Origin of the sequence: Paenibacillus sp. FSL H8-0122 (genome assembly GCF_038005345.1) — a bacterium.
Lineage (GTDB): Bacteria > Bacillota > Bacilli > Paenibacillales > Paenibacillaceae > Paenibacillus_AQ.
Genome location: NZ_JBBOTB010000001.1, coordinates 2,724,757 through 2,745,267 on the forward strand (window position 1 = coordinate 2,724,757; position 20,511 = coordinate 2,745,267).

At 48.3% G+C, this 20,511-nt stretch carries 20 protein-coding genes and 1 other annotated feature; of the genes, 4 read left to right on the forward strand and 16 right to left on the reverse strand.

Annotation, left to right across the window (positions count from 1 at the left end):
- Positions 1–2: 2 nt before the first annotated feature.
- The gene (locus NSS64_RS12000) at positions 3–959 is read right to left on the reverse strand and encodes a sugar kinase (RefSeq protein WP_341140223.1); all 957 of its coding nucleotides are present in this window, start codon (positions 957–959) and stop codon (positions 3–5) included.
- Between the two features lie 216 nt (positions 960–1,175).
- On the opposite strand from NSS64_RS12000, the gene NSS64_RS12005 reads away from it, so the two are divergent.
- Complete coding sequence (locus NSS64_RS12005) at positions 1,176–1,850, forward strand: FadR/GntR family transcriptional regulator (RefSeq protein WP_341140224.1); 675 nt, start codon at positions 1,176–1,178, stop codon at positions 1,848–1,850.
- 361 nt (positions 1,851–2,211) lie between these two features.
- Here NSS64_RS12005 and NSS64_RS12010 read toward each other — a convergent pair whose 3' ends face one another.
- Together NSS64_RS12010 and NSS64_RS12015 are read right to left on the reverse strand one after the other, a co-directional pair.
- Positions 2,212–2,751 carry a hypothetical protein gene (locus tag NSS64_RS12010; protein ID WP_341140225.1) on the reverse strand — a complete coding sequence of 180 codons (540 nt, stop codon included), beginning with the start codon at positions 2,749–2,751 and terminating at the stop codon, positions 2,212–2,214.
- Between the two features lie 229 nt (positions 2,752–2,980).
- Entirely contained in the window at positions 2,981–4,846 is a 1,866-nt protein-coding gene (locus NSS64_RS12015; protein ID WP_341140226.1) for an alanine--tRNA ligase, read from the reverse strand.
- Between the two features lie 73 nt (positions 4,847–4,919).
- Positions 4,920–5,163: a binding site (T-box leader), on the reverse strand.
- A 350-nt stretch (positions 5,164–5,513) separates the two neighbouring features.
- Between NSS64_RS12015 and NSS64_RS12020 the strand changes: the two genes are divergently transcribed.
- On the forward strand, positions 5,514–7,118 hold the full coding sequence (locus NSS64_RS12020) for a M4 family metallopeptidase (protein ID WP_341140227.1): 1,605 nt from the start codon (positions 5,514–5,516) through the stop codon (positions 7,116–7,118).
- Positions 7,119–7,240: 122 nt separating this feature from the next.
- On the opposite strand, the gene NSS64_RS12025 is transcribed toward NSS64_RS12020, so the two are convergent.
- The 7 genes from NSS64_RS12025 to NSS64_RS12055 form a co-directional block, all read right to left on the reverse strand.
- Positions 7,241–8,761: a tripartite tricarboxylate transporter permease gene (locus tag NSS64_RS12025; protein ID WP_341140228.1), complete on the reverse strand. Its 1,521-nt coding sequence runs from the start codon at positions 8,759–8,761 to the stop codon at positions 7,241–7,243.
- A gap of 18 nt (positions 8,762–8,779) precedes the next feature.
- Entirely contained in the window at positions 8,780–9,223 is a 444-nt protein-coding gene (locus NSS64_RS12030) for a tripartite tricarboxylate transporter TctB family protein (RefSeq protein WP_341140229.1), read from the reverse strand.
- A 66-nt stretch (positions 9,224–9,289) separates the two neighbouring features.
- Positions 9,290–10,321 (reverse strand): tripartite tricarboxylate transporter substrate binding protein, encoded by a 1,032-nt coding sequence (locus NSS64_RS12035; RefSeq protein WP_341140230.1) that lies wholly within the window; start codon positions 10,319–10,321, stop codon positions 9,290–9,292.
- Between the two features lie 37 nt (positions 10,322–10,358).
- Positions 10,359–11,267, reverse strand: coding sequence for a Nif3-like dinuclear metal center hexameric protein (locus tag NSS64_RS12040; protein WP_341140231.1), 909 nt, complete (start codon positions 11,265–11,267; stop codon positions 10,359–10,361).
- A gap of 57 nt (positions 11,268–11,324) precedes the next feature.
- A complete protein-coding gene (locus NSS64_RS12045) occupies positions 11,325–12,344 on the reverse strand; it encodes a zinc-dependent alcohol dehydrogenase (RefSeq protein WP_341140232.1) in 1,020 nt (339 codons plus the stop codon).
- On the reverse strand, positions 12,341–13,231 hold the full coding sequence (locus NSS64_RS12050) for a sugar phosphate isomerase/epimerase family protein (protein ID WP_341140233.1): 891 nt from the start codon (positions 13,229–13,231) through the stop codon (positions 12,341–12,343). The genes NSS64_RS12045 and NSS64_RS12050 overlap by 4 nt, the downstream gene beginning before the upstream one ends.
- Before the next feature lie 35 nt (positions 13,232–13,266).
- Positions 13,267–13,557, reverse strand: coding sequence for a putative quinol monooxygenase (locus NSS64_RS12055; protein WP_341140234.1), 291 nt, complete (start codon positions 13,555–13,557; stop codon positions 13,267–13,269).
- A 266-nt stretch (positions 13,558–13,823) separates the two neighbouring features.
- Between NSS64_RS12055 and NSS64_RS12060 the strand changes: the two genes are divergently transcribed.
- Positions 13,824–14,708 carry a LysR family transcriptional regulator gene (locus NSS64_RS12060; protein ID WP_341140235.1) on the forward strand — a complete coding sequence of 295 codons (885 nt, stop codon included), beginning with the start codon at positions 13,824–13,826 and terminating at the stop codon, positions 14,706–14,708.
- On the opposite strand, the gene NSS64_RS12065 is transcribed toward NSS64_RS12060, so the two are convergent.
- Positions 14,697–15,473, reverse strand: coding sequence for a type I 3-dehydroquinate dehydratase (locus NSS64_RS12065; protein ID WP_341140236.1), 777 nt, complete (start codon positions 15,471–15,473; stop codon positions 14,697–14,699). The genes NSS64_RS12060 and NSS64_RS12065 overlap by 12 nt on opposite strands.
- A gap of 118 nt (positions 15,474–15,591) precedes the next feature.
- On the reverse strand, positions 15,592–16,260 hold the full coding sequence (locus tag NSS64_RS12070) for an MBL fold metallo-hydrolase (RefSeq protein ID WP_341140237.1): 669 nt from the start codon (positions 16,258–16,260) through the stop codon (positions 15,592–15,594).
- A gap of 170 nt (positions 16,261–16,430) precedes the next feature.
- On the opposite strand from NSS64_RS12070, the gene NSS64_RS12075 reads away from it, so the two are divergent.
- Positions 16,431–16,847 (forward strand): VOC family protein, encoded by a 417-nt coding sequence (locus NSS64_RS12075; protein ID WP_340940588.1) that lies wholly within the window; start codon positions 16,431–16,433, stop codon positions 16,845–16,847.
- A 430-nt stretch (positions 16,848–17,277) separates the two neighbouring features.
- On the opposite strand, the gene NSS64_RS12080 is transcribed toward NSS64_RS12075, so the two are convergent.
- From NSS64_RS12080 to NSS64_RS12095, 4 genes are read right to left on the reverse strand one after another with little or no spacing between them, the layout of a single operon-like run.
- On the reverse strand, positions 17,278–18,435 hold the full coding sequence (locus tag NSS64_RS12080; protein WP_341140238.1) for an amidohydrolase: 1,158 nt from the start codon (positions 18,433–18,435) through the stop codon (positions 17,278–17,280).
- 41 nt (positions 18,436–18,476) lie between these two features.
- The gene (locus NSS64_RS12085) at positions 18,477–18,932 is read right to left on the reverse strand and encodes a MarR family winged helix-turn-helix transcriptional regulator (protein ID WP_341140239.1); all 456 of its coding nucleotides are present in this window, start codon (positions 18,930–18,932) and stop codon (positions 18,477–18,479) included.
- A gap of 40 nt (positions 18,933–18,972) precedes the next feature.
- Positions 18,973–19,665, reverse strand: a complete 693-nt coding sequence (locus NSS64_RS12090; RefSeq protein ID WP_341140240.1) for an SDR family oxidoreductase — start codon at positions 19,663–19,665, stop codon at positions 18,973–18,975.
- Positions 19,666–19,708: 43 nt separating this feature from the next.
- Complete coding sequence (locus NSS64_RS12095; RefSeq protein ID WP_341140241.1) at positions 19,709–20,488, reverse strand: ABC transporter ATP-binding protein; 780 nt, start codon at positions 20,486–20,488, stop codon at positions 19,709–19,711.
- Positions 20,489–20,511 lie beyond the last annotated feature (23 nt).

The window sequence follows — 20,511 nt, forward strand, 5'->3', positions numbered from 1 at the left end:
ACTTACCGGATAATATCTTCCATGCCGGCTCCCCCGGCCAAGAGAAGATCCACATCCTGCCGGGCCGGGAGACCTTCCACATCGCCGCTTACCCCGACAACCATGGAACCCACAGCGTTGCCGCGCCGCACGGCAGAAGGCAGGTCCTCTCCCTGGAGCAAACCGCTTATAAAGCCTGCGGCAAAACCGTCTCCGGCACCCATCGGATCAATGAGTCTCTTCACGGGAAACCCTGGCTCAGTTCCAGAGATTCGTCCGTTACTGTAATAGGCACCGTCCGCGCCAAGCTTGATTACGGCAGCACCTGCACCGGATTTCAGCAATCGCTCTACGATCTCTGCAGGCTCATTACATTCTGTCAGAAACTGCCCCTCCTCCATGCCGGGCAGCACGTAGTCGGCAAGAGCCGCGATTTCGTTAAGAACACGATAAGCTTCTTCTCGGCTCCACAGCTTCCAGCGGATATTGGGATCGAACACAATGGCCGTACCGTGTTTTTTGGCCGCTTCGAGGGCCCGAAAGGTTAATTGCCTGCATTCCGGGCTAAGAGCTGGCGTAATGCCAGTAACATGCAGGATTCGGGCCCCTCCAACATATGCCTCACTAAGCTCATCTTCTTGCATGAGGCTGGCCGCCGATTGTTTGCGATAGTAGTACACCTGTATTTGGTCCGGGGAGATTTGTTCTTTGAAGAATACTCCCGTCGGCGCTTCCGCGGTAACCCTGACTTCGGAAACATCAACGCCATGTCCTCTTACGAACTGCCTGATATACCGGCCAAACGGATCATTTCCGAGCTTGCTGAACCAGCCTGCGGTATGCCCCATCCGGGCGAGCCCAATGGCCACATTAGTCTCAGCTCCGGCAACATGCTTGTGAAAACCGTTCACATACTCAAGGGGAACCATCCGGTCCGGTGCCAGAAGCACCATGGTTTCCCCAAAGGTTACGACCTCCATTGCCCCTCCTCCTTCTGCTTGTTCACTAATCGGGTCTCTCTTTAAAGATCGTATCTTTATCGTTAATTATTTAATATAGATATGATCTTTACGATAAGATCATATTATCTTGCTCTTCGCTAGTCAATACTAAATCAATACTCAGATCTATCTGTTTATTGTCACGAAGCTCTTATGCTAGAATGAATGTATTCCAGGTTAAAGGGACGGCTAACTATGAAACAGAATAAACAAACTGCGTTTCAATCTACAATAGAGCTTATGAAGCAGAAAATTCTCGATGGGGATTGGGCTCCGGGAGACCGGCTCCCTACTCTCCAGCAGCTGGCCGTTGATTTCTCGGTTAGTGTCACAACAGTACGTGAGGCGCTGCGGATATTAGAGAGTCAGGGGAATGTCAGCATTGAACACGGGCGCGGGATGTATGTACGGAACGATCCGCTGCTGCTGGATGATCCGGCGGTCGCTTTAGAGGAATTAGACAACATTTCGATCGTGGATCTGTTGGAAGCCAGACTGCTCATTGAGCCTGAGCTTGCCGCTCTAGCCGCGAAGCGGGCCGATGAGGTTCAGATCCGCCGGCTGCGGGTGCTGGCGGATCGTATGGTGCAGCAAATGGAGGAAGGCGGCTCCTTCTTCGAGACAGACCTCGCCTTCCATCAATTAATCGCCGAAGGGGCAGCCAATCCGGTGGTGGCACGAATGCTCCAATCGATTCTTCCACTATTGGCCGAAGGACGCAAGCAGACCAATACGCTGCCCAATATGCGGACCAAAGCTTCCAATTATCATGTGCTGATCGCCATTGCCATCGAGGAGCGGCAAAGCGGAACCGCCCGGCAGCTTATGGAGAGCCATATTCAGAGTATGCTGACCACCCTTAGGCAGTAGAGGGAGATCTCTCATGCAGCCAGGACGAAATGAAACGAAAACCAGACAAGTATACCCGTATATTAGAGACCGGTTTGATACAAAAGAAACCCAGAGTCTTTAAAAGATCTGGGTTTCTCTGCAATGAACATAGTATTGTTGCCCATTTTGCAGGATTTCTTTTGAAAAGTTACTGGCTGTAGACCATGGGAACCAAATTAAAAAGACTCTATCTTGACGACAGAGTCTTCCCTTAATAAAGATTGAAATTAATACATCTCAGACAAATCAGTGGCCCATGCCGTGGCTATTGGTTGTCACTGTTGTGGTCTGTAATGCACTGACATCTTCAGCGCTTGCGGCAGTCAAAATGGTTAATGAGCTAATCAGCAATACGGTTGTCAATAACAAAAGCTTCTTTTTCATAATTTTCATCATTGAACTCCCCTTCTAAAATATTTCGCATGATTGCATGAGACTCTTGTAACTGTGAAATATTGGCCTTAGCTCTAACAAGCTCATAAAAAGCAATAGATTTTCTAAAGCCTGCTCTATCGAATAGTTTACCACTTAATATGATATTTTCCAGAGTTAGGTTTATTGCAATAGCTGACTTTCCCCGTTTAAAACAATAAATTGATAATAGATGAATATATTCTATGTAGTACCTAACGTATACAGCTGGTGATGTATCATCAATTTTCTCGACATCACTTTGCAGTTCTTCCAATGCCCAGTCCACCGGATAGTTGTATCTTAATGCGGAGTCCAAGATATTTAGCAAACCAGCGGTCAACTCTTCCCTAGCACCCATCTTTAGAAATTTCACGTATTCAGGCAATACTTCCTCTTTTCCCTCAAGTAAGTCAAGAACGAAAGCGTTGGCTCTAGCGGTATTTTTATAATATTCAATTTCTTCCAATGACTCTTCGTCAAATTGTCTAAGGTGAATGAAGCTTTTAGCATAGCTATTAACGAGTCGGCATCCATACCATCAAGTTCCAACAACTCCTAATTCACTCCTTACAGACCATTTTATTACAATAATAAGTCTTTTCCATCCTATGGTCAATTAATTTGTTGGCTCTTAAATTGCCATTCCCTCCTCTCAACCGAAAAAAACCTGCAACTTGTGCAGGTTTGGGACTATGTTATTGTCTACTGACAATGACTCCTTTAATCCTTCTGACTCCAGCAGCAGAAGATTGTTCTTTTGTAATCCTGAACGTCCCTATGTTTGTTGTATCTGCTACATGAGGTCCTCCACATACTTCCCGGCTCCATACTTTCCCTTCGTGATCTTGGATGGTATACACCTTAACGATATCCGGATACTTATCCCAAAAGTTCCCTTCCACATTACTTTCTTTCGCTTGAAGCTTAGGCAGCTCTGAAATAGAGGTAACTGCTTTGGATGAAATAGCATCATTCACATACTTCTCCACCTCAGCTATTTGCTCTGGCGTAAGTTTCTCATCATGGTTGAAGTCAAACCGTAACCGTTCGGAAGTAATATTACTTCCTTGCTGGTGAACATGATCCCCTAGAACTTCCCTTAACCCCGCAAGTAGCAAATGAGATACCGTGTGCAGCGCGGTTGTTTCTGCTGAGTGTTCAGCTAAGCCACCTTTAAATTTACCCGCAGAAGCAGTTCTGCTCTTTTCAGCATGTTTTTTTGCCGCCTCTATATAAGACGCCTTGTCCTCCATGCTATATCCACTTTCCATAAGAAACTCTTCCGTCAACTCCAAGGGAAACCCATAGGTTTCGTAAAAATAAAAGGCATCTGCACCTGTAACTTTACCCTTATACTTAAGATGTTTTTGGATTTCAACTTCTCCTTGCTGTAACGTTCTATAGAAAAGATTTTCTTCCTTATTTACGATTTCGATAACTTTCTTTTTATTGCCGAACAAATCTTCATAAGCTCTTGCTTCATCGATATAAACTTCAGACAACAGACCCACAAAGCTTCCTTGTATCCCTATTTTTTTACCTGCACGAATCGCCCTTCTTAATAGCCTTCTTGTTATATATCCTGCATCACTATTAGCTGGCTCCGCACCGTCATTAATGAGGAAAGTAGCTGCTCTTACATGATCCAGTATGATTCTAAACGACTTTAGATCGTCAGTATAGGATTTACCGCTTATCTCCATCAACTTGTTCTTGGGATTAAGGAAGAAGGCCGTATTATAGATATCCTTATCACCATTGAGAGCTGTTGCAACCCTTTCTAATCCGCCTCCATAATCCAGATTGGGATTTTGCATTTTTACGAATCCTGTGTCTTCTTTGGTGTAACACATAAATACGTTATTCCCAATTTCCAGGAATCTGTCGCTTTCAGAAGCAGGATGATCCAGTGGATCAACGCCCGGTTCAAGATCATAGAACATTTCGCTATCAGGTCCACCAGGTTCACCAACAGGCATATGGAGTGGACTTCCGGCCCGGCTCCACCAGTTTTCTTTTTCATCGTATAAGAATATTTTCCCGCCTCTAGATGCCCCATATTGCCAGGGATCCTCTTCAATGATGGGATCTATCCCAACGGATTTGAATTTTGCTGACCAGAGCCCAATGGCTTCCGTATCTTTCGGTATATTCAATTCGTCACTTCCTGCGAAAGCACTGATATACAGCCTGCCCGGATCCATTCCTAATTCGATAATATGCCAATTCCAAATGGCATCGATTTGTGTTTGCTTATAGTTATGCTCATTTGCTTTGAACTCCCACCGGCCTATCATTTCGAAAAATGTCAGATGCGACGTATCTCCCACTTCCTCAATATCCACTGTCCTCAAGCACTTCTGAATATTAGCAATCTCATTGCCGATCGGATGTTTTTCCCCCAATAAATAGGGAACCATCGGCTGCATGCCGCTTCCTGTAAACAACGTCGAGGGATCATTCTCCGGTAACAAGCTTGCTGAGGGCACTTGGCTGGCCCCTATTCCTTTCATAAAATCAATATATGATCGTCTTAATCCATCTGGTGTCATTCTCACCATGCTCAATCCCTCCATCAAATATTATTTATGCTTAATAAAACAAAAAAGCCCTAAGCTGACATGTTTCTTGTCAACTTAGGGCGAACGATTATGTCCGTGTTACCACCTAACTTCAGATTGCTCTGCGCTCTATCAGTACGGGATTTCTCCGATACTGTTTCCTGAATAACGGTGGAACTCCGTTGAAGCCTACTAAGATTGCTCTGTTCGGTTCACAGCTCCGAGACTGCTTCACTATTAGATCAATGAAGATTCGCACCAACCATCTTCTCTCTGTGAGATCCTTAATAGTTACTATTTCTCATCATAGCCTTTTTGTTTTAAGTTACAGCAATGCTAGCACAATTAACTTTCTTCGTCAATTTATGTTGCACAATTATTGCCTACTAATTTTATTGCATTAATTGTGATTCTGATCATAGTTGATATTCAAAAACCTAAATATACTGAAAACACTATAATTACATTTTTATAATTTATATCCATTTTGGGATCTGTGAATAATGATGTAGTTGTAAATTTCACGAAAGGGGTCTTGCCCTCTCCACACTCTCCCTCCGTACATTAAGGTTGTTCGCCGCCTTAGTCCTTGCACCCCAGATCGCAGCTTGAGTAAGTACACAGGCTTGATTTAAAACCTACCAATTTGATCGGAGGAGTATTAATTATGAAAAAGACTGTAGCTTCACTTCTTGCAGGTGTTGTAGCACTTGGGTCCTTTGCTTCGGTGGGCGCTGCCGCTGAAAACAACGAGCGTAATCAGCCTGCCGAGCTCTTCTCAGGCTCTTCCCCCATTTCGATTACGGGCCAAGCCTGGAAAGCTCCAGCAGGCTCCGCTTTTGAGGACAAAGTATGGGGATATCTTGAAAGTGTTAAAGGGAACCTGCATCTTTCGGCTAAGGAGGATATTCGGGCAAAATTTAAAATTACAGAGCAAACCATAAGCAGCAAGACCGGCAGCCAGCATTACCGGTTAAGCCAGTATATCTCGGGAATACCGGTATATGGAGCCGATCAGACCCTGCATATCGACAAAGACGGCAATGTTACCTCCCTGCTGGGAAGTGTAGTTGAAGATGTGTACCAGACCATTCCGCAGCCGCTGATTCAACTCCAAACCATATCCGGAGCAGAGGCCATCCTGGCAGCCAGCCAGGATGCCAGGATGGAGCATGGACCGCTAGGTGAGCCCCAGGTTACTCCTGCAGCGGATTTGTATTATTTTATCGTTGACGGAGAACCTAAATTAGCCTATAAAACGGAAGTGAACGTGCTGGAACCCGAGCCTTTGCGGATACGGTACTTCATTTCTGCGGAGAATGGCAGCGTACTGTTCAAATATAATATCTTGGAGAATCTGACGGGTACGGGCACTGGAGTTTTTGGAGATACCAAGACGTTCGAGACACGCCTCTCAGGCTCAACCTACCAGCTCTATGACAGCACCCGCGGCAAGGGCATTGTGACCTATACCGCCAAGAACAAGACCTCACTTCCGGGGACGCTCTTAACCAGCACTAACAATGTCTGGACAGACAAAGCAGCGGTTGATGCCCACACCTATGCTGAGAGAACCTATGATTATTATCTCCAGCATTTCGGCCGCAACAGCCTGGACAACAACGGACTGCAGATCCGTTCAACCGTTCATTACTATACTTCCTATAACAACGCATTTTGGAATGGTGCACAGATTGTTTTCGGTGATGGGGATGGATCTACCTTTACACTGCTGTCCGGTGATTTGGACGTGGTAGGCCACGAGCTGACGCATGGTGTGACTGAGAAGACCTCCAATCTTGAGTACTACGGGGAACCAGGGGCACTTAATGAGTCCTTCTCCGACATCATCGGCAATTCAATTGAAGGTGCGAACTGGCTGATCGGTGATAAAATATATACTCCGGGCATTGCGGGGGACGCACTGCGCTCACTGGCTAATCCGCCATTGTACGGCCAGCCTGACAAATACAGCGACCGTTACACCGGCACCGCTGACGAAGGCGGCGTGCATACGAACAGCGGCATCAATAACAAAGCTTTCTATCTGGCTGCTCAAGGCGGCACGTTTAACGGTGTAACGGTCACAGGTATTGGCCGTGAGGATGCCGTTCAAATCTATTACAATGCACTTGTATATTACCTTACAACCTCATCCAACTTCTCTGCTGCACGTACAGCTATCATTCAATCGGCCACTGAATTGTTTGGAGCAGGCTCGGCTCAAGTAACCGCTGTAACCAAAGCTTACAATGCGGTGGGCGTCTACTAAAACAGAATTACAGGCCAATGATCCTGAGGATCATTGGCCTGTGTGATGTAAATCAACATCAGCCAATTCTCTTGCTTTTTTGTGGGGAAATCAATCCATTAAGACCTCCTATCTCTTCAGCTTTAATCTGCAAGCTCCAGATTCTCGCCAACCGCTGCCTTCACCTGACGTTTGGTGCGGCGAATGATGAATAGAGAGAAGATAAACAGCAGCAAGGCAAGAATAATAATCGTCAAGGAGATGGGACGCTGCAAGAAGATCGCAAAGCTGCCTGAAGACATAGCCATGGATTGAATGAATGATTTCTCGAACATCGGTCCCAGCACGAAGCACAACAGCAACGGGGTCACTGGCCAGCGGTATTTATGTAGAAAGTAACTGATTACTCCGAAAACAAGGGCGGTAAATACATCAAACATGCTGTTGTTAATGGAATATGCGCCAATCAGACTTAAAATCAAGATCACAGGGGCCATAATTCCGTAAGGAATTAAAGTTAATTTGGCCCATAGTCCAACCAAAGGAAGATTGAGTACCAGCAGCATCACATTCCCGATGAACATACTGGCAATGACGGTCCAGACAAAGGGGCCATGATCCTTAAACAGCATCGGTCCCGGTGTCAGCCCGTTAATCATGAGTCCGGCCAGCAGGATCGCCAGCGGAGGAGAGCCCGGAATCCCCAGCGCGAACAGCGGAATAAATCCGGAGGAGCTGGTGGCATTATTGGCAGCTTCAGGAGAGGCTACACCCTCCATCATTCCGTGGCCGAACTTCTCGGGTGTCTTGGACACTTTCTTCTCCAGATCGTAGGCCATGAAGGTCGTAACTCCTGCATTGCATCCCGGCAAAAGACCCATAAAGAAGCCGACCAGCCCGCCTCTGAACATGGAATTCAGGGTTTGCCTGATCTCCGCCCACTTGGGATAGACGTTGCCGATATTTTTAATGGCGATGGTCTTTGTCTTTTCTTCCAGTCCTTTGAACACCTCGGTAATGGCGAACAGGCCGGTAATTACACTGATTAATTCAATTCCGCCTCTCAAGGGTTCGATTCCGAAGGCAAAACGGATCTGCCCTCCTGTGAACCCCATTCCTCCCATGGAGAGCCAATAACCAAACAACCCCATAATTAATCCCTTAATTAGAGAGTTGCCTGCCAGATTAACGATAACCGTCAGCGCAAGCAGCATTAATGCAAAATATTCGGGAGGACCAAACTTTAAGGCCTGATCGGCCAGAAGCGGTGCGAAGAATACAAGCCCAAATACCCCAATTGTACCGGCAATGAATGAACCGATAGCGGATATCCCAAGTGCCGCTCCGCCTCTTCCCTGCTTAGCCAGCGGATAGCCATCCAGGCTGGTGGGAATGGAAGACACCTCTCCCGGAATGTTCAGGAGTATGGCCGTAGTCGAGCCCCCATACATGGCCCCGTAATAGATGCCTGCGAGCATAATAATGCCTTCGGTAGGCCCCAACGACATCGAGAACGGGAGCAGAATGGCAATGGTAGACGTGGGGCCAAGTCCAGGCAGCAAACCTACCAAAGTCCCAATCAACGCCCCCCACAATGCCATTAAAAGATTCATAGGTGTGAACGCTGCTCCGAAGCCGGACATCAGCATATTCAGTGCTTCCATTGTGAACGACTCCTTTGCCTAGAAATTGAAGTAACCTGCAGGGAATGGCAACCGGAGCCAATATACAAAGATGAAATAAATGATTGCAGTCTGAACCGCTGAATAGAACATTGCTTTTGCATAGGGATAGGAACCGATGATTTTGAATAAAGCAATAGAAATGATAAATGTGCTGATGGTATAACCTAAATAGCTGATCAAGCCCCAATACGCAAATAGGGTCAATGCAACCCCTAGCATTCGGCGCAAAGTGGATCTGTCGGGGAACTGTACCTTGAAGCGCTCCCCTTTTTTGATCAGCAGGATGAAGCCAAACAGAAGCATGGCAGCACCGATCACTCCCGGCATGAGGTGATCTCCGACATACGTACTCTCTCGGGCAGGATATAATCTCACGGACTCGGATATCGCTAATGCGCCAAAAAACATTGTGATTACGCCACCGATACGATCGGACAACATGTGCTCACCCCTTTTTTGTGGTTAATTGGCAAAAGGAAGGTGAAAGCACCCTTCCTTGTGTGCTGCTTATTGTCCAGGTCTTGGAATGCCGAACTTCTCCGGTGATTCTTTGGCTTTGCCGGCATCATAGATCAACCAGGCCTGTTGCGACTGCCAGGCATTAATATATTCCCACGCCTTATCACCTGTCAGGCCCAGAGGAGTATAGCCATTGGTTTTGGCGAAAGCCTGGAACTGCTGATCTTCATAGCCCTTCTTGAACGCCTCCGTCAGTGTCTGTACCACATCCGCAGGAGTTTCTTTTTTGACAAAAACACCGAACCATGGCCCCGTAGTCTTGAGCATCGGCTGGGCTTCAGGCTTGATTGCTCCAAGGGCCGGTACATCAGGAATGGACTCCACAGGATCGTTGGAGACAACCGCCAGGCCTTTAAAATCCCCGCTCTTAATATATTGAATGGCCGATCCCGCCGACAGCACCGTAGCATCGATCTGATTGCCCAGCAGTGCTGTAATCAGCGGGTTATCACCCTCGAACGGAACCGATTTGAATGTAGCCCCAAACAGGTTGTCCAGCATAATGGATGCAACCCAAGGCAAGGTGCCTACACCGCCAACGCCTAATGAAATACTGTCAGGCTGGCTTTTAGCGGCATTTAACAGATCGTCGATTGTATTATAGGGAGAGTCCTTGCTTACTACAATCACGCCGGCAATTTTGGAGAAAATGTAAATCGGCGTAAATTCCTTGTAGGTTAAATCGGATAGTCCAAGCACAGGGTACAGTGTACCGTCTCCAGTGTTAAAGAGCAGATCGTAGCCGTCTGCCTTCTGGTCATAGACATATTGCTGGCCTATGGTGCCGGAAGCCCCGGGCTTGTTGACAATCACAATACTTTTACCAAGTGCTTTCTCGGCAGCGATGACGGCAGTCCTTGAGACCAGATCCGTACCTCCTCCTGCAGCCCAGGGAACAATGCCGTTAATATTGGCGTTAGGATATTCATTCTTGCGGGCCGCAGTTTCCGAGCATCCGGCTGCTACGATAGATACGCTTGTGGCCAGGAGAACGATGGATATCAATTTCTTCAACTTCATGGTTTACACTCCCATATTCTGATGTAGTAAGTTAATGTTACAAACCAAATGATTCCATATTGATCCTATCCGGCATAACCATATGTCTGACCGGCGCTTCCGCCTGGGATAGCTTCACCTGTACCTCGTATCCTCCCCGGTCAAGTCCTTGCTTCAAACGGCTCATCAGACTGAGTATCCCGGGCAGCTCCACCTCATAGTGACAGAAATCAAGCAGACATATGCCGATTTCGGCTGCATACAGGCGGTTGTCATGTCTTACATCACCGGAGATCAGAAGATCGGCTCCCATGCGTTTGGCCTGGTCCAGATCGGAACGTTCACCTGCCCCTACCTGTACAGCAACCGACCGAATACGACGGTCATCCGCACCTACAACATTTACCGGACCGGTAACCGTTCCTTCTAACCGCTTAATTAGCTCAATCAGTGTACAAGGGACAGCCAGCTTACCCACTCTGCCAAAGCCTGCCTCCAGATCAGGATCGATGCCCTCTCCCTTTGGCACCGGTATGCTTGCTGCATTGACTTCCGCAGGAGTGGTGGCGAGAAAAGCATAACCCTCATATAGAGCTCTTGACTCGGCGGCTCCTGCTGCCCGCATTAGCGTGTCTGCTGTACCATGGGTTAAAAAATCCAGATTGTTATGGCAGACCACAAATGCAATATTATTCTGGGTTAACCTGCGGACCGCTCTGCCCTCGAAGGTATCCGGTGTAATCCGCTTGACCCCTTTGCCCATAATATGATGATGGGTTACGATCATGCCGCAGTTCAGGTTAACAGCCTCTTCTATAACTGCTTCCGTCAGGTCTACAGCCATTAGCACGGTATCGACATTCAAGGAAGGCTCCCCGACAATAAGTCCGGAATTATCCCTGGCGGCTACACACGCAAAGGGTACGATCGTATTTAAGACACTCATGACTTGCTCACATGTGGCCATTGTGCTCACTCCTCTTGCTGACGCAGATATATACTAATCAAATGGTATTACTTGGTTTTAAGGCCGCACCAGTACTTTAATTACCGGCTCTTGCCTGGAGACCATCATATCAAAGCCGTATTGCGATTGTGCCATAGGCAGAATATGCGTAATCAACGGACTGAAATCAAAACCGCTGTTAATCAGGTTTACCGCATTCTCGAAATCACCCTGAATGATCCCTCTGCAGCCGATGAGCGACTGTTCTCCTGCTACCAGCCGGTAAAAGTTCCCCTCCAGAATCCGGGAGGTCATAGGAAGCAATATGATAGTGCCGTTCAAGCTGGTCATAGCGCAGGCATCTGTAATAATCTCTTGTGCGGTAGCTGTAACAATAGTAGCACACACTCCGCTAGAACCGGTATAGTTCTGAATCTCTTTTGCCGCATTGACCTTGAGCGGATTAATGACCCGGGTCGCTCCCAGCTTCAAGGCCACCTCCAGATTATAATCGATCGGGTCAATACAATAGATTTCGCTGTAACCCAGGCTTCGGGCGGCGATCAGGGCCACCAGACCAATCGTGCCGGTGCCGAGGATGGCAATGGGCCCCTTGCCTGCATGCTGCAGACGCCTCATGATATGGAAGCCAATGGAGAGCGGCTCCGCAATGGCAGCAGATTCCAGCGATATGCCATCGTCAATACTGAAGAGGGTACTCTCAGGCACGTTAATATATTCGGCAAAAAATCCCATCATCTTGTCACTGCCAGCCACAATTTTGGCGGGGCAAATATTAATCTGGCCAGCTAGGCAAAAGCGGCATTTCCCGCAGGGAATGGCATGATTGACAACGACCCGGTCCCCTGGCTTGTACTTGGTAACAGAAGCTCCGACTTCTGCTACCACCCCGGACATCTCATGACCCGGAATCATCGGCGGTTTGCGAAAGGGATGCTCATCATGGAATAAATGAATATCCGAGCCGCAAATTCCTGCATATTCAACTTTAACCAGGACCTCGTGATCTTGTAATGAAGGTACAGGAGCATCCAGGATCTCCACCCGGTGCTTCATGGTAATAACGGCTGTCTTCATCGCTGCTCTCCCCCGAATAGCCTCTTGAACCCGATGACCGACTGGCGGTAACCTTCTTCCAGCGTCCCCCCATCCGGCACAAAGAAGTTCTCCAGGGAGACCACACCGGAATAGTTATCCTTGGTCAGAGCCTGCGCAATAGCTTCCATATAAGGCACCATCGCGCCTTCCCCTACATTGGTAGAGGTTATTATACTCTTTCGGATATCCACAGTACCATCCTTGATATGAATGTGGCCGATATGATCCTTCAGCTCTTCATAGGCATCAGGAAAAGGCGTCTCACTATGAAAAAGAGTGTTAGCCGGGTCCCACAGTATTTTGAAACGGCTGCTGCCCATGTCTTCGACAAATTTTCGGGTAAGATAAGCTGAGGTCAGCAGTGTATTTACTCCTGTCTCAATCAACAGATCAATTCCATGTTCCTCTGCCAGCCGTACGGGCTCTTCAAATAAACGCAGCATCTTGGGCCAGGTCCGGTTATGGTAGGCATTTCGCACATCAGCACCATGATATCCCCAAATCGCCATTTGTCTGGAAAAGGTCAAACAACGGATTTTACTGCAATCCAGATATTTAGCAAGTTCAATCTGTGCCTTAATCTCTTCGATATTCGCCTCATAAATGGCATCGCCAAGCTCAATATGCTGTGCCGATTGATCCCTGAAGGCAAACCCGCCGACCACAGCGGCCTGAATATCGTATTTGTTCAGCAAGGCTTTGATTCTCTGATGCTCTTCCTCGGTGTGTGTGCCCACACGCTTTCCCCACACCCACTCAATATCCGCATATTTCAGACCGTCCTGCTGCATCACAGCCAGAGCATGTTCGAAATCCCCGTCCGGGCCGCAGATATCCGATGGTATTGCTCCCAATTTAAGTCCCATAATTTTTGGCTCCATTATCTATGATGTGTTTGATTTCAATACACGAACTCGTATTTCTCCACCTGCACAGGCTGGCCTGGCTCAGCATAGGCGTTCAACCTGTCCCGGTATCCGCCAGCTTCAACTAACTTCAGGTGGGCATCCAAGTATTCTTGATTCTCCCATGTTTCGATGATTGCCGCTACATTCTGCTCGCGGTTCACATATAGCGCATACTCCACACAGCCGGGTTCTTGCCTTGACTGATCCGCCAGCTCCTGAACTACAGCCGTGTACTTCTCCAAACTACCTTCGATGAGCGTTCTCTTGGCCACAATCTTCAGCATGGGCTTCCTCCTCTTAATGTAATGGGATTACTAGGAATTAAGTCGCCAGATAGCTTGCTTCTTTATCACTTGCTCTCAGTATAGTGGAAGAATAGCGTTTTGACTCATACTATTTGTCTAATAATCTATAGGATTAATCTATGGAAAATTCATTCAGCTGCGATAATCCCTTGATATTCCGACCTATTTACTGTAGTATCAAATCAACCATTTCCAGCCTCTCAACTTCAGCATATTGCAACCTACATCAAAGGTGGAAGAGCCTCATGAATTATAATTCCTTATATTATTTTAAAATTTTGGGCGAGACAGAGCATTTTGGAAAAGCCGCGCAGCAGCTGCACATTGAACAACCCAGTCTAAGCCAAAGCATCAAGCGGCTAGAAAAAGATTTGGGCATTTCCTTGTTTGAAAAACGCGGCCGAAATGTGTTTTTAACGCAGTCTGGTCGGGCTTTTCACAATAAAATTCAGCAGGCGTTCGAATTAATTGATACTGCGGCCATCGAGCTGCAGCCGAAAGACCCGCTTGAAACGATTGTAATTTCTTCGGTCCACTCGCATCCGAGATCCGAGTTCTCTAAATATGTAACCGGGTTTCTTAATCAGCCCAGCCATCAGAACATACGGATTTCCATTTATGAGCGGCATACACCCGAATCCTTCGAAGCCTTAAGAAACAATCTGTGTCATCTAATCGTTTGTTCAAGCAAAAGCAAACAGGATGATTTTGAATATGTTCCCATCTTCAAGCAAAAGGTCAGCTTAATTGTGCCAGAGTCCCACCCGTTGGCAGCCTACGATCAGATTGATATCGCAGAAGCCCTCTCTTATAAATTCATCTATCCGGCACAAATCACAGGGATGTGGACGATTTTTGAGAAAATGTTTGCCGAAATCGGTGCTCTGCCTCCGGTCGCGCTTGAAGCCGAAAGTGTAACTTTTACCGCCTCGCTGGTAGCCAATAACTTCGGAATTGCGCTTTCACCTGAGGCAGAGCATATTAACCAGTACAATGTTAAGAAAATCCGGTTGACCAATGAGTCGAGCAACTTCTACCACTATCTGGCCCATTCCAAAAGCAGGCCTCTCAGTCCTGCTGCTGAGCAATTCAAGACATTTATCACTAAGGAAACTGCATTACTGGCTTAAATGAATACGGTCACGAAACCGTCTCATTTCATTAATATGGATCTGTGATGTATGGGAACGGCTATCTCCAGCCGCCACAAAGGTCATATCAGAGCCGAGGTAGTCACCTAAAACGCGCATAAGCGGACTAGCCTTGCCTACGACACCGGCAATCACAGGAATCTTCAGGAAGCTGTTCCTGGCCTCATGGATCACATCGCTGAAATCGGCCAGTTCACTGAAGCTGCTTGCTTTGACGATCATTTTATTAATATCTGCGCCCCAGTCCTGTCCAGCTTGCAGCACCTTCAGAATTTCAGTGCGATTCATTTTTCGTTTGAAATTATGATGGGATATGATCAACCTGATGCCGCGGCTATGCAGCTTCCGGCTCCACGCCAGTAAGCATTCTGGTCCGTAACGCTGTTCAATATCTATAAGCTCCACCATTCCTGTATTGCTGATGTGATCGATCAGCCCGAATTTCTGACTATCGGAAATATCGCTCGCACCATCCTCAAGGAAGTGACGGGTAGTGAACAGAATAGGAATATTCCCAATAGCTGTCCGTAATGCTTGGAGACCCGCAAGGATGGCTTCAGGCTCAGGATAAGCTTCGAAATGGTCCGCCCGCCACTCGAATAGATCAGGTGCGAATTTCATTGCAGCCGTTGCATCCTCTACCAGACGGTCCATAGTTTTGCTCACCAGCGGAACACACATCAGATATTTTTCCCCGCCAAAAACGATTTCCCCTATACGTAATTGAGCCCTTTCTCTCGCCAATCCAATCCCCTCATTTCTATAAACATCACTCTAGTTTAATAAAAATGAGTTGTCCAATAACTTATTCCAATGAAACCTATAGCAATATCCATTGGAAAAAGCCGCCAAAATGGCGGCTTCATCTTGCATTTACTATATTCTGGAGAGATTCCTTGATTCGTTGTGTAGCTTCGTTACCATGATAGGTGATCACTTTTTTAATATCCAGCTCTAGCAGCTTGGCAATCGACTTCAGTGCAGTAGGGTGATCCAACGTGTAATATTTGTCGCAGGACAGGAGCTTACCATCCTTTGAGTTTAAGGCATCGCCGGCAATTAACGTTTGCGTCGGGATATGATAGAGGGACATATGATCTGGCGTGTGTCCTGGGGTAAAGACGACTTGAATGCCACCGGCCAGAGGCAGAATGTCCCGATCCTTCAGTGCCGTATGAACGTGCACGGACGGCGCAAAAGTTGTACCTCTAATAAGCGGAATGGCTCCCGTCAAATAGGGTACAGCCTCCTCATGTGCGAGCACCGTCAACTCGTTTCCCCTTTCCCGAATGAGCTCCGGCAGGCTGCCAATGTGATCGCTGTCTTGATGCGTAATGATGACATGCGTCAGCTCATCTAGTCCAAAGCCTTCCCTTTCAAGTAACACACGAATCTTATCCAATTGCCCGGGAATGCCAGTATCCACAAGTACAAGATGGCGTTCATCCCACAACAATGTCGGATATACAATAAAAGAGCCCATTCGCAGCTCTATCGCTTTAATTCCGCGTTTTGGTCGAGACATGGACATTCCTTTATCATCCTTTCCTGTTTCAAAAATAGAACAATCGAGATAAACGCAGTCCTCTCGTTGATCACTCTATTATATTATCCTCATTTTCATCGATGATAACAAATATGTTTGATGTGATATAATCATAAGAACCATTGGCAAATATATGACGAAGAGGTGTATGGAACATGGCATTAACGTCCGCATTCACGAGCCTCAACCTGCCTGTTAAAAACGTAGCACAATCGAAAGCGTTCTTCACCGGACTCGGATTTGAGCTCAACTCGCAATATCCTGATAACGAGACTTCGGTAGCCCTCTTGATCGGCGACAACCTGCAGGTCATGCTGATCGATCAAGTCTTCTTCAATACACTCACGGAGAAGCAATCCGTCGATACGGGCAAGTATGCGCAGCTGACAATTGCTTTGGAATTTGAAAGCCGGGAAAAGGTCGATGAAATCGTAAATACCGCTCTCTCCTTAGGCGGGAAATTGCACGCTGAACCTGAAGATCATGGGTTCATGTATCATTGGGGCTTCGTGGATTTGGACGGCCATCTGTGGGCGATTAATTGCATGAACACGGATGCGGCAAAAGGTTGAGCTAACGAAGAGTAAGTGTTCTTACTAAGATTCCAAAAGAAAGACGCCGGGCATCTTTCCAGGCGTCTTTCTTTGATAGATACGAATTTATATGTTTTGGGGTCCACGCAAAGTACCTGAGTCATCACTTACGCTAAAGCCCCACTTTGTGGGGTTATTTTGATCATTAGTTGTGTTCGGTACAGGCTTTGAAATTGTCCAGGATCTATAGTAACTAAACCTTCGGGTGAAGGATGTGCTAGTGCCACCTATCACCGGCCACTTGTAAGGAGTAGCAATGTTGCACATTTTGCAGGATTTCTTCTATAAATGTTATGGGCAGCGCTACATTGTTGCATTATTTGCACAAATTTCAGTGTTTAGAGCAAGTTAGCGCTGGAATTGTTGCATTTCGTGCAGGATTGTATGCTGTTTTCCGCATACATGGGTCTTACCGGCTATTCAATTCGTCAAGGCAGCGTACCGCCAGATGGCTGTAATATTCCGCAGCGGGGAGCAGCGCGTCCTCTTGCGGATTAAACTCCGGATGATGCAGCGCATAGGGTGAGTTAGATCCCACAAACACAAATGCGCCGGGAATGTGCTGGAGATAGTAGGAGAAATCCTCTCCGCCCATGCTTGGTCCGAGCACTTTGGTGACATACCCGGATTCCTCCGCCGCATCGCTGGCGAATTTAGCCCAGTACGCGTCGTTGATCGTAGCTAATGGTCCGGGGTACCATTTCAGCTCGGCAGACACCCCTGCTGATGCTCCGATTCCGTCAATAATCTGCCGGATCGTGTCTGGAATACGTTGCTGCACCTCCACATCAAGCGTTCTTACCGTTCCTTCGAGCTCCACTGTCCCTGGAAGGACGTTCCATGTGTTCCCGCCTGTGATTCGGGTGATGCTGACCACGACGGCATCGAGTGCACTGACCCGGCGGCTGGCGATCGTTTGCAGAGCCAGGATGATTTGGGAGGCGGCAACGATCGCATCGGTTCCTTTTTCAGGCGTTGCCGCATGGGCGCCAATTCCGTTAATGACGATTTCGAACCGGTCAACGCCGGCAGTGATAGCGCCTGCGCAGGTGCCCAGCTCCCCTACCGCAAGCTCCGGCGAGTTGTGAAGGCCGAAGATCGCCGAGACGCCTGCTAGTCCACCGGAATCCACCACATCCTTAGCTCCGTGCCCAGTCTCTTCGGCCGGCTGGAAAATGATACGTACGGTTCCTTGGAGCTCATGCTCTTTTTCCTTCAATAGATAGGCGGCCCCCAAAGCGACGGTTGTATGAAAATCATGGCCGCAAGCGTGCATTTTCCCCGCAACCCTGGACCGGAACGGAACGTCCGTCTCTTCGTTGATCGGCAGCGCATCGATATCCGCCCGCAGAGCCATAACCGGTTCATTGCCGGTCCCGATTTGCGCAATGACTCCTGTCTTCAGGTTGGGCAAATCCAGAATTTCAATATCGGCTTCCTGCAGCCACGCTTTAATTTTGCGCGTCGTTTCGAACTCCTCATTGGATAATTCGGGCTCCTGGTGCAGATTGCGGCGGATGTCCACCAAGCGTTCCTGCAGCGCCGCAGTTAAACCGGGATTGGCCATGCAAATGCCTCCTTTAAATCTGATGATGTAGGGCAACCTTGTCATTCTTGAAGGTAGCGGCTTAATTCTTCGGTGTAACGCTCAATAAAGCGCAAGATCAGCTTCTGCTCGTCCGGGGAATAACTGTCGAAGTCCCGGTCGATATCCGAGCTTCGGGACTCGTGATAACGGTAATGGCCTTCAAACGCAAGCTGTCCAAGCTCCGTCAGCCGGAAATGGACCTCTTTCTTGTTATCCTCCCGCTGGAACTTGCAGATGAGCCCCTTTGAGCTTAGCTTGGCGATTGTCTTGGAGGCGGTTGCCTTCGTGATGTTCAATATGCCGGCAAGCTCTGTCAGATTAGAGTCCTGATGTCTTCCTATGGCTTCAATCATATGGATTTCCGAATAATACAGCAGCATGCCGGACACATATTCCTTTGGTTTTTTATTCAGGAGATTATAAATTTCAAACATCCGTCCCAAGGCCAGGTCCACTTGAATATGAAACTGATCCAATACAACCGTTCCTCCTTTGTCCAATCCCAGCTAATATCGGCTAAAAAGTGTCACCCAGCATCGGCCGGACCGTAAGCTCTTCGACGACCGCCTGCGGACTTAATGACAGGATGGCTGCAACCAGCAGACCGATGTCGCTGCCTTCCAGCAGCCGGTCCGGAGCTGTCCGCTCATTGGGAACACGCCGCTCGGTAAAGGTACCGCCGGGATGGATCAGCGTCACGCCGACTCCGGCAGGCTTCAGCTCCTCCCGCAGACCGAGGACGTAATTCCGCAGCGCCGCTTTGGAAATGCCGTACAGCGAGGTATCCGCCCGCAGTGCTGCCGTCGACCCGATGACCAGAATGCGCGGGTATGTACCTTGGCGGATCAGCGGCAGCAACGTCCGCACCCAATTGTAGTTGGATACGACATTGGCCTGAAGGATGCGTTCCAACTGATCCCCCTTTGGCTCCGTAACGGAACGGGTGTCATCAAAGAAAGCGGCAGCGTTCAAGATAAGGACGTCAGGTTGAAATTGCAGTTCCTTCATATATATAAAGAGCTGTTCCGGTGCTTCTCCGCTCGTCTGGTCTGCCGTAAACACCCGAACATTCCCGCCAAGCGCGGTTCGCGCTTCAGCCAAGGCCTCCCCGCTGCGCCCCACCAGCAGCAGCTCATGACCGGCGATGGACAGCTGCCGGGCAATCGCAAGTCCGATCCCCCGGCTGCCCCCGGTAATGATGACTCTCATCCATATACCCCCTATCCTCCGGTTTGAAGACCCTTTGATCTTTTTAAATAAAATATTCGGTGTCCCGGCTCTGGACCGGGTTGTTGATCGCCATATAAATCTTTTCCACGATACTGAGGAGCTCTATATCGTTCCGGTTACGCGGCCGGTCGAACGGTACGTCGAAGACTTGCTGGATGCGGCCGGGACGCGGACTGAGCAGGACAATTCTGGTCGCCAGATAGACGGCTTCAGCCACATCATGCGTGATGAAAAAGATCGTCTTCTTCTCTTTCTCCCAAATACGGATCATTTCGTCCTGCAAGGTCAGCCGCGTCAGATGGTCCACCGCGCTGAACGGCTCGTCCATAAGGATGACCCGCGGATCGGCGACCAGCGTCCGGGCAAGCCCGGCGCGCTGCTTCATGCCCCCGGAGAGTTGATGCGGATATTTGTCTTCGAAGCCAGCCAAGCCTACAAGCTCGATCGTCTTTTGCACCTTGGCGCGCCGCTCCTCGCGGCTGACGCCGGCAATCTCCAAGCCGAATTCGATGTTGCGGCGGATGCTCCGCCAAGGGAACAACGCGGAATCCTGAAATACGACTCCGATGTCGCGGCTGGCTCCGGCCTGCGGAACCTGATCCAGCAGCACCTCTCCGCTCGTTTGGGATAGCAGACCTGCGGTAATTTCCAGGAGCGTGCTTTTTCCGCAGCCGCTTGGACCCAGCACGCATACAAATTCCCCGTCCTGCACCGTGAGGTTAATGTCCTGCAGCGCATAGGTTTGCGCTTCATCGATATTTTCGTATTCCTTGGTAATATGCCGAAGCTCGATTGTGGGCATGAGATCAGCTCCTTTCCCGCTTT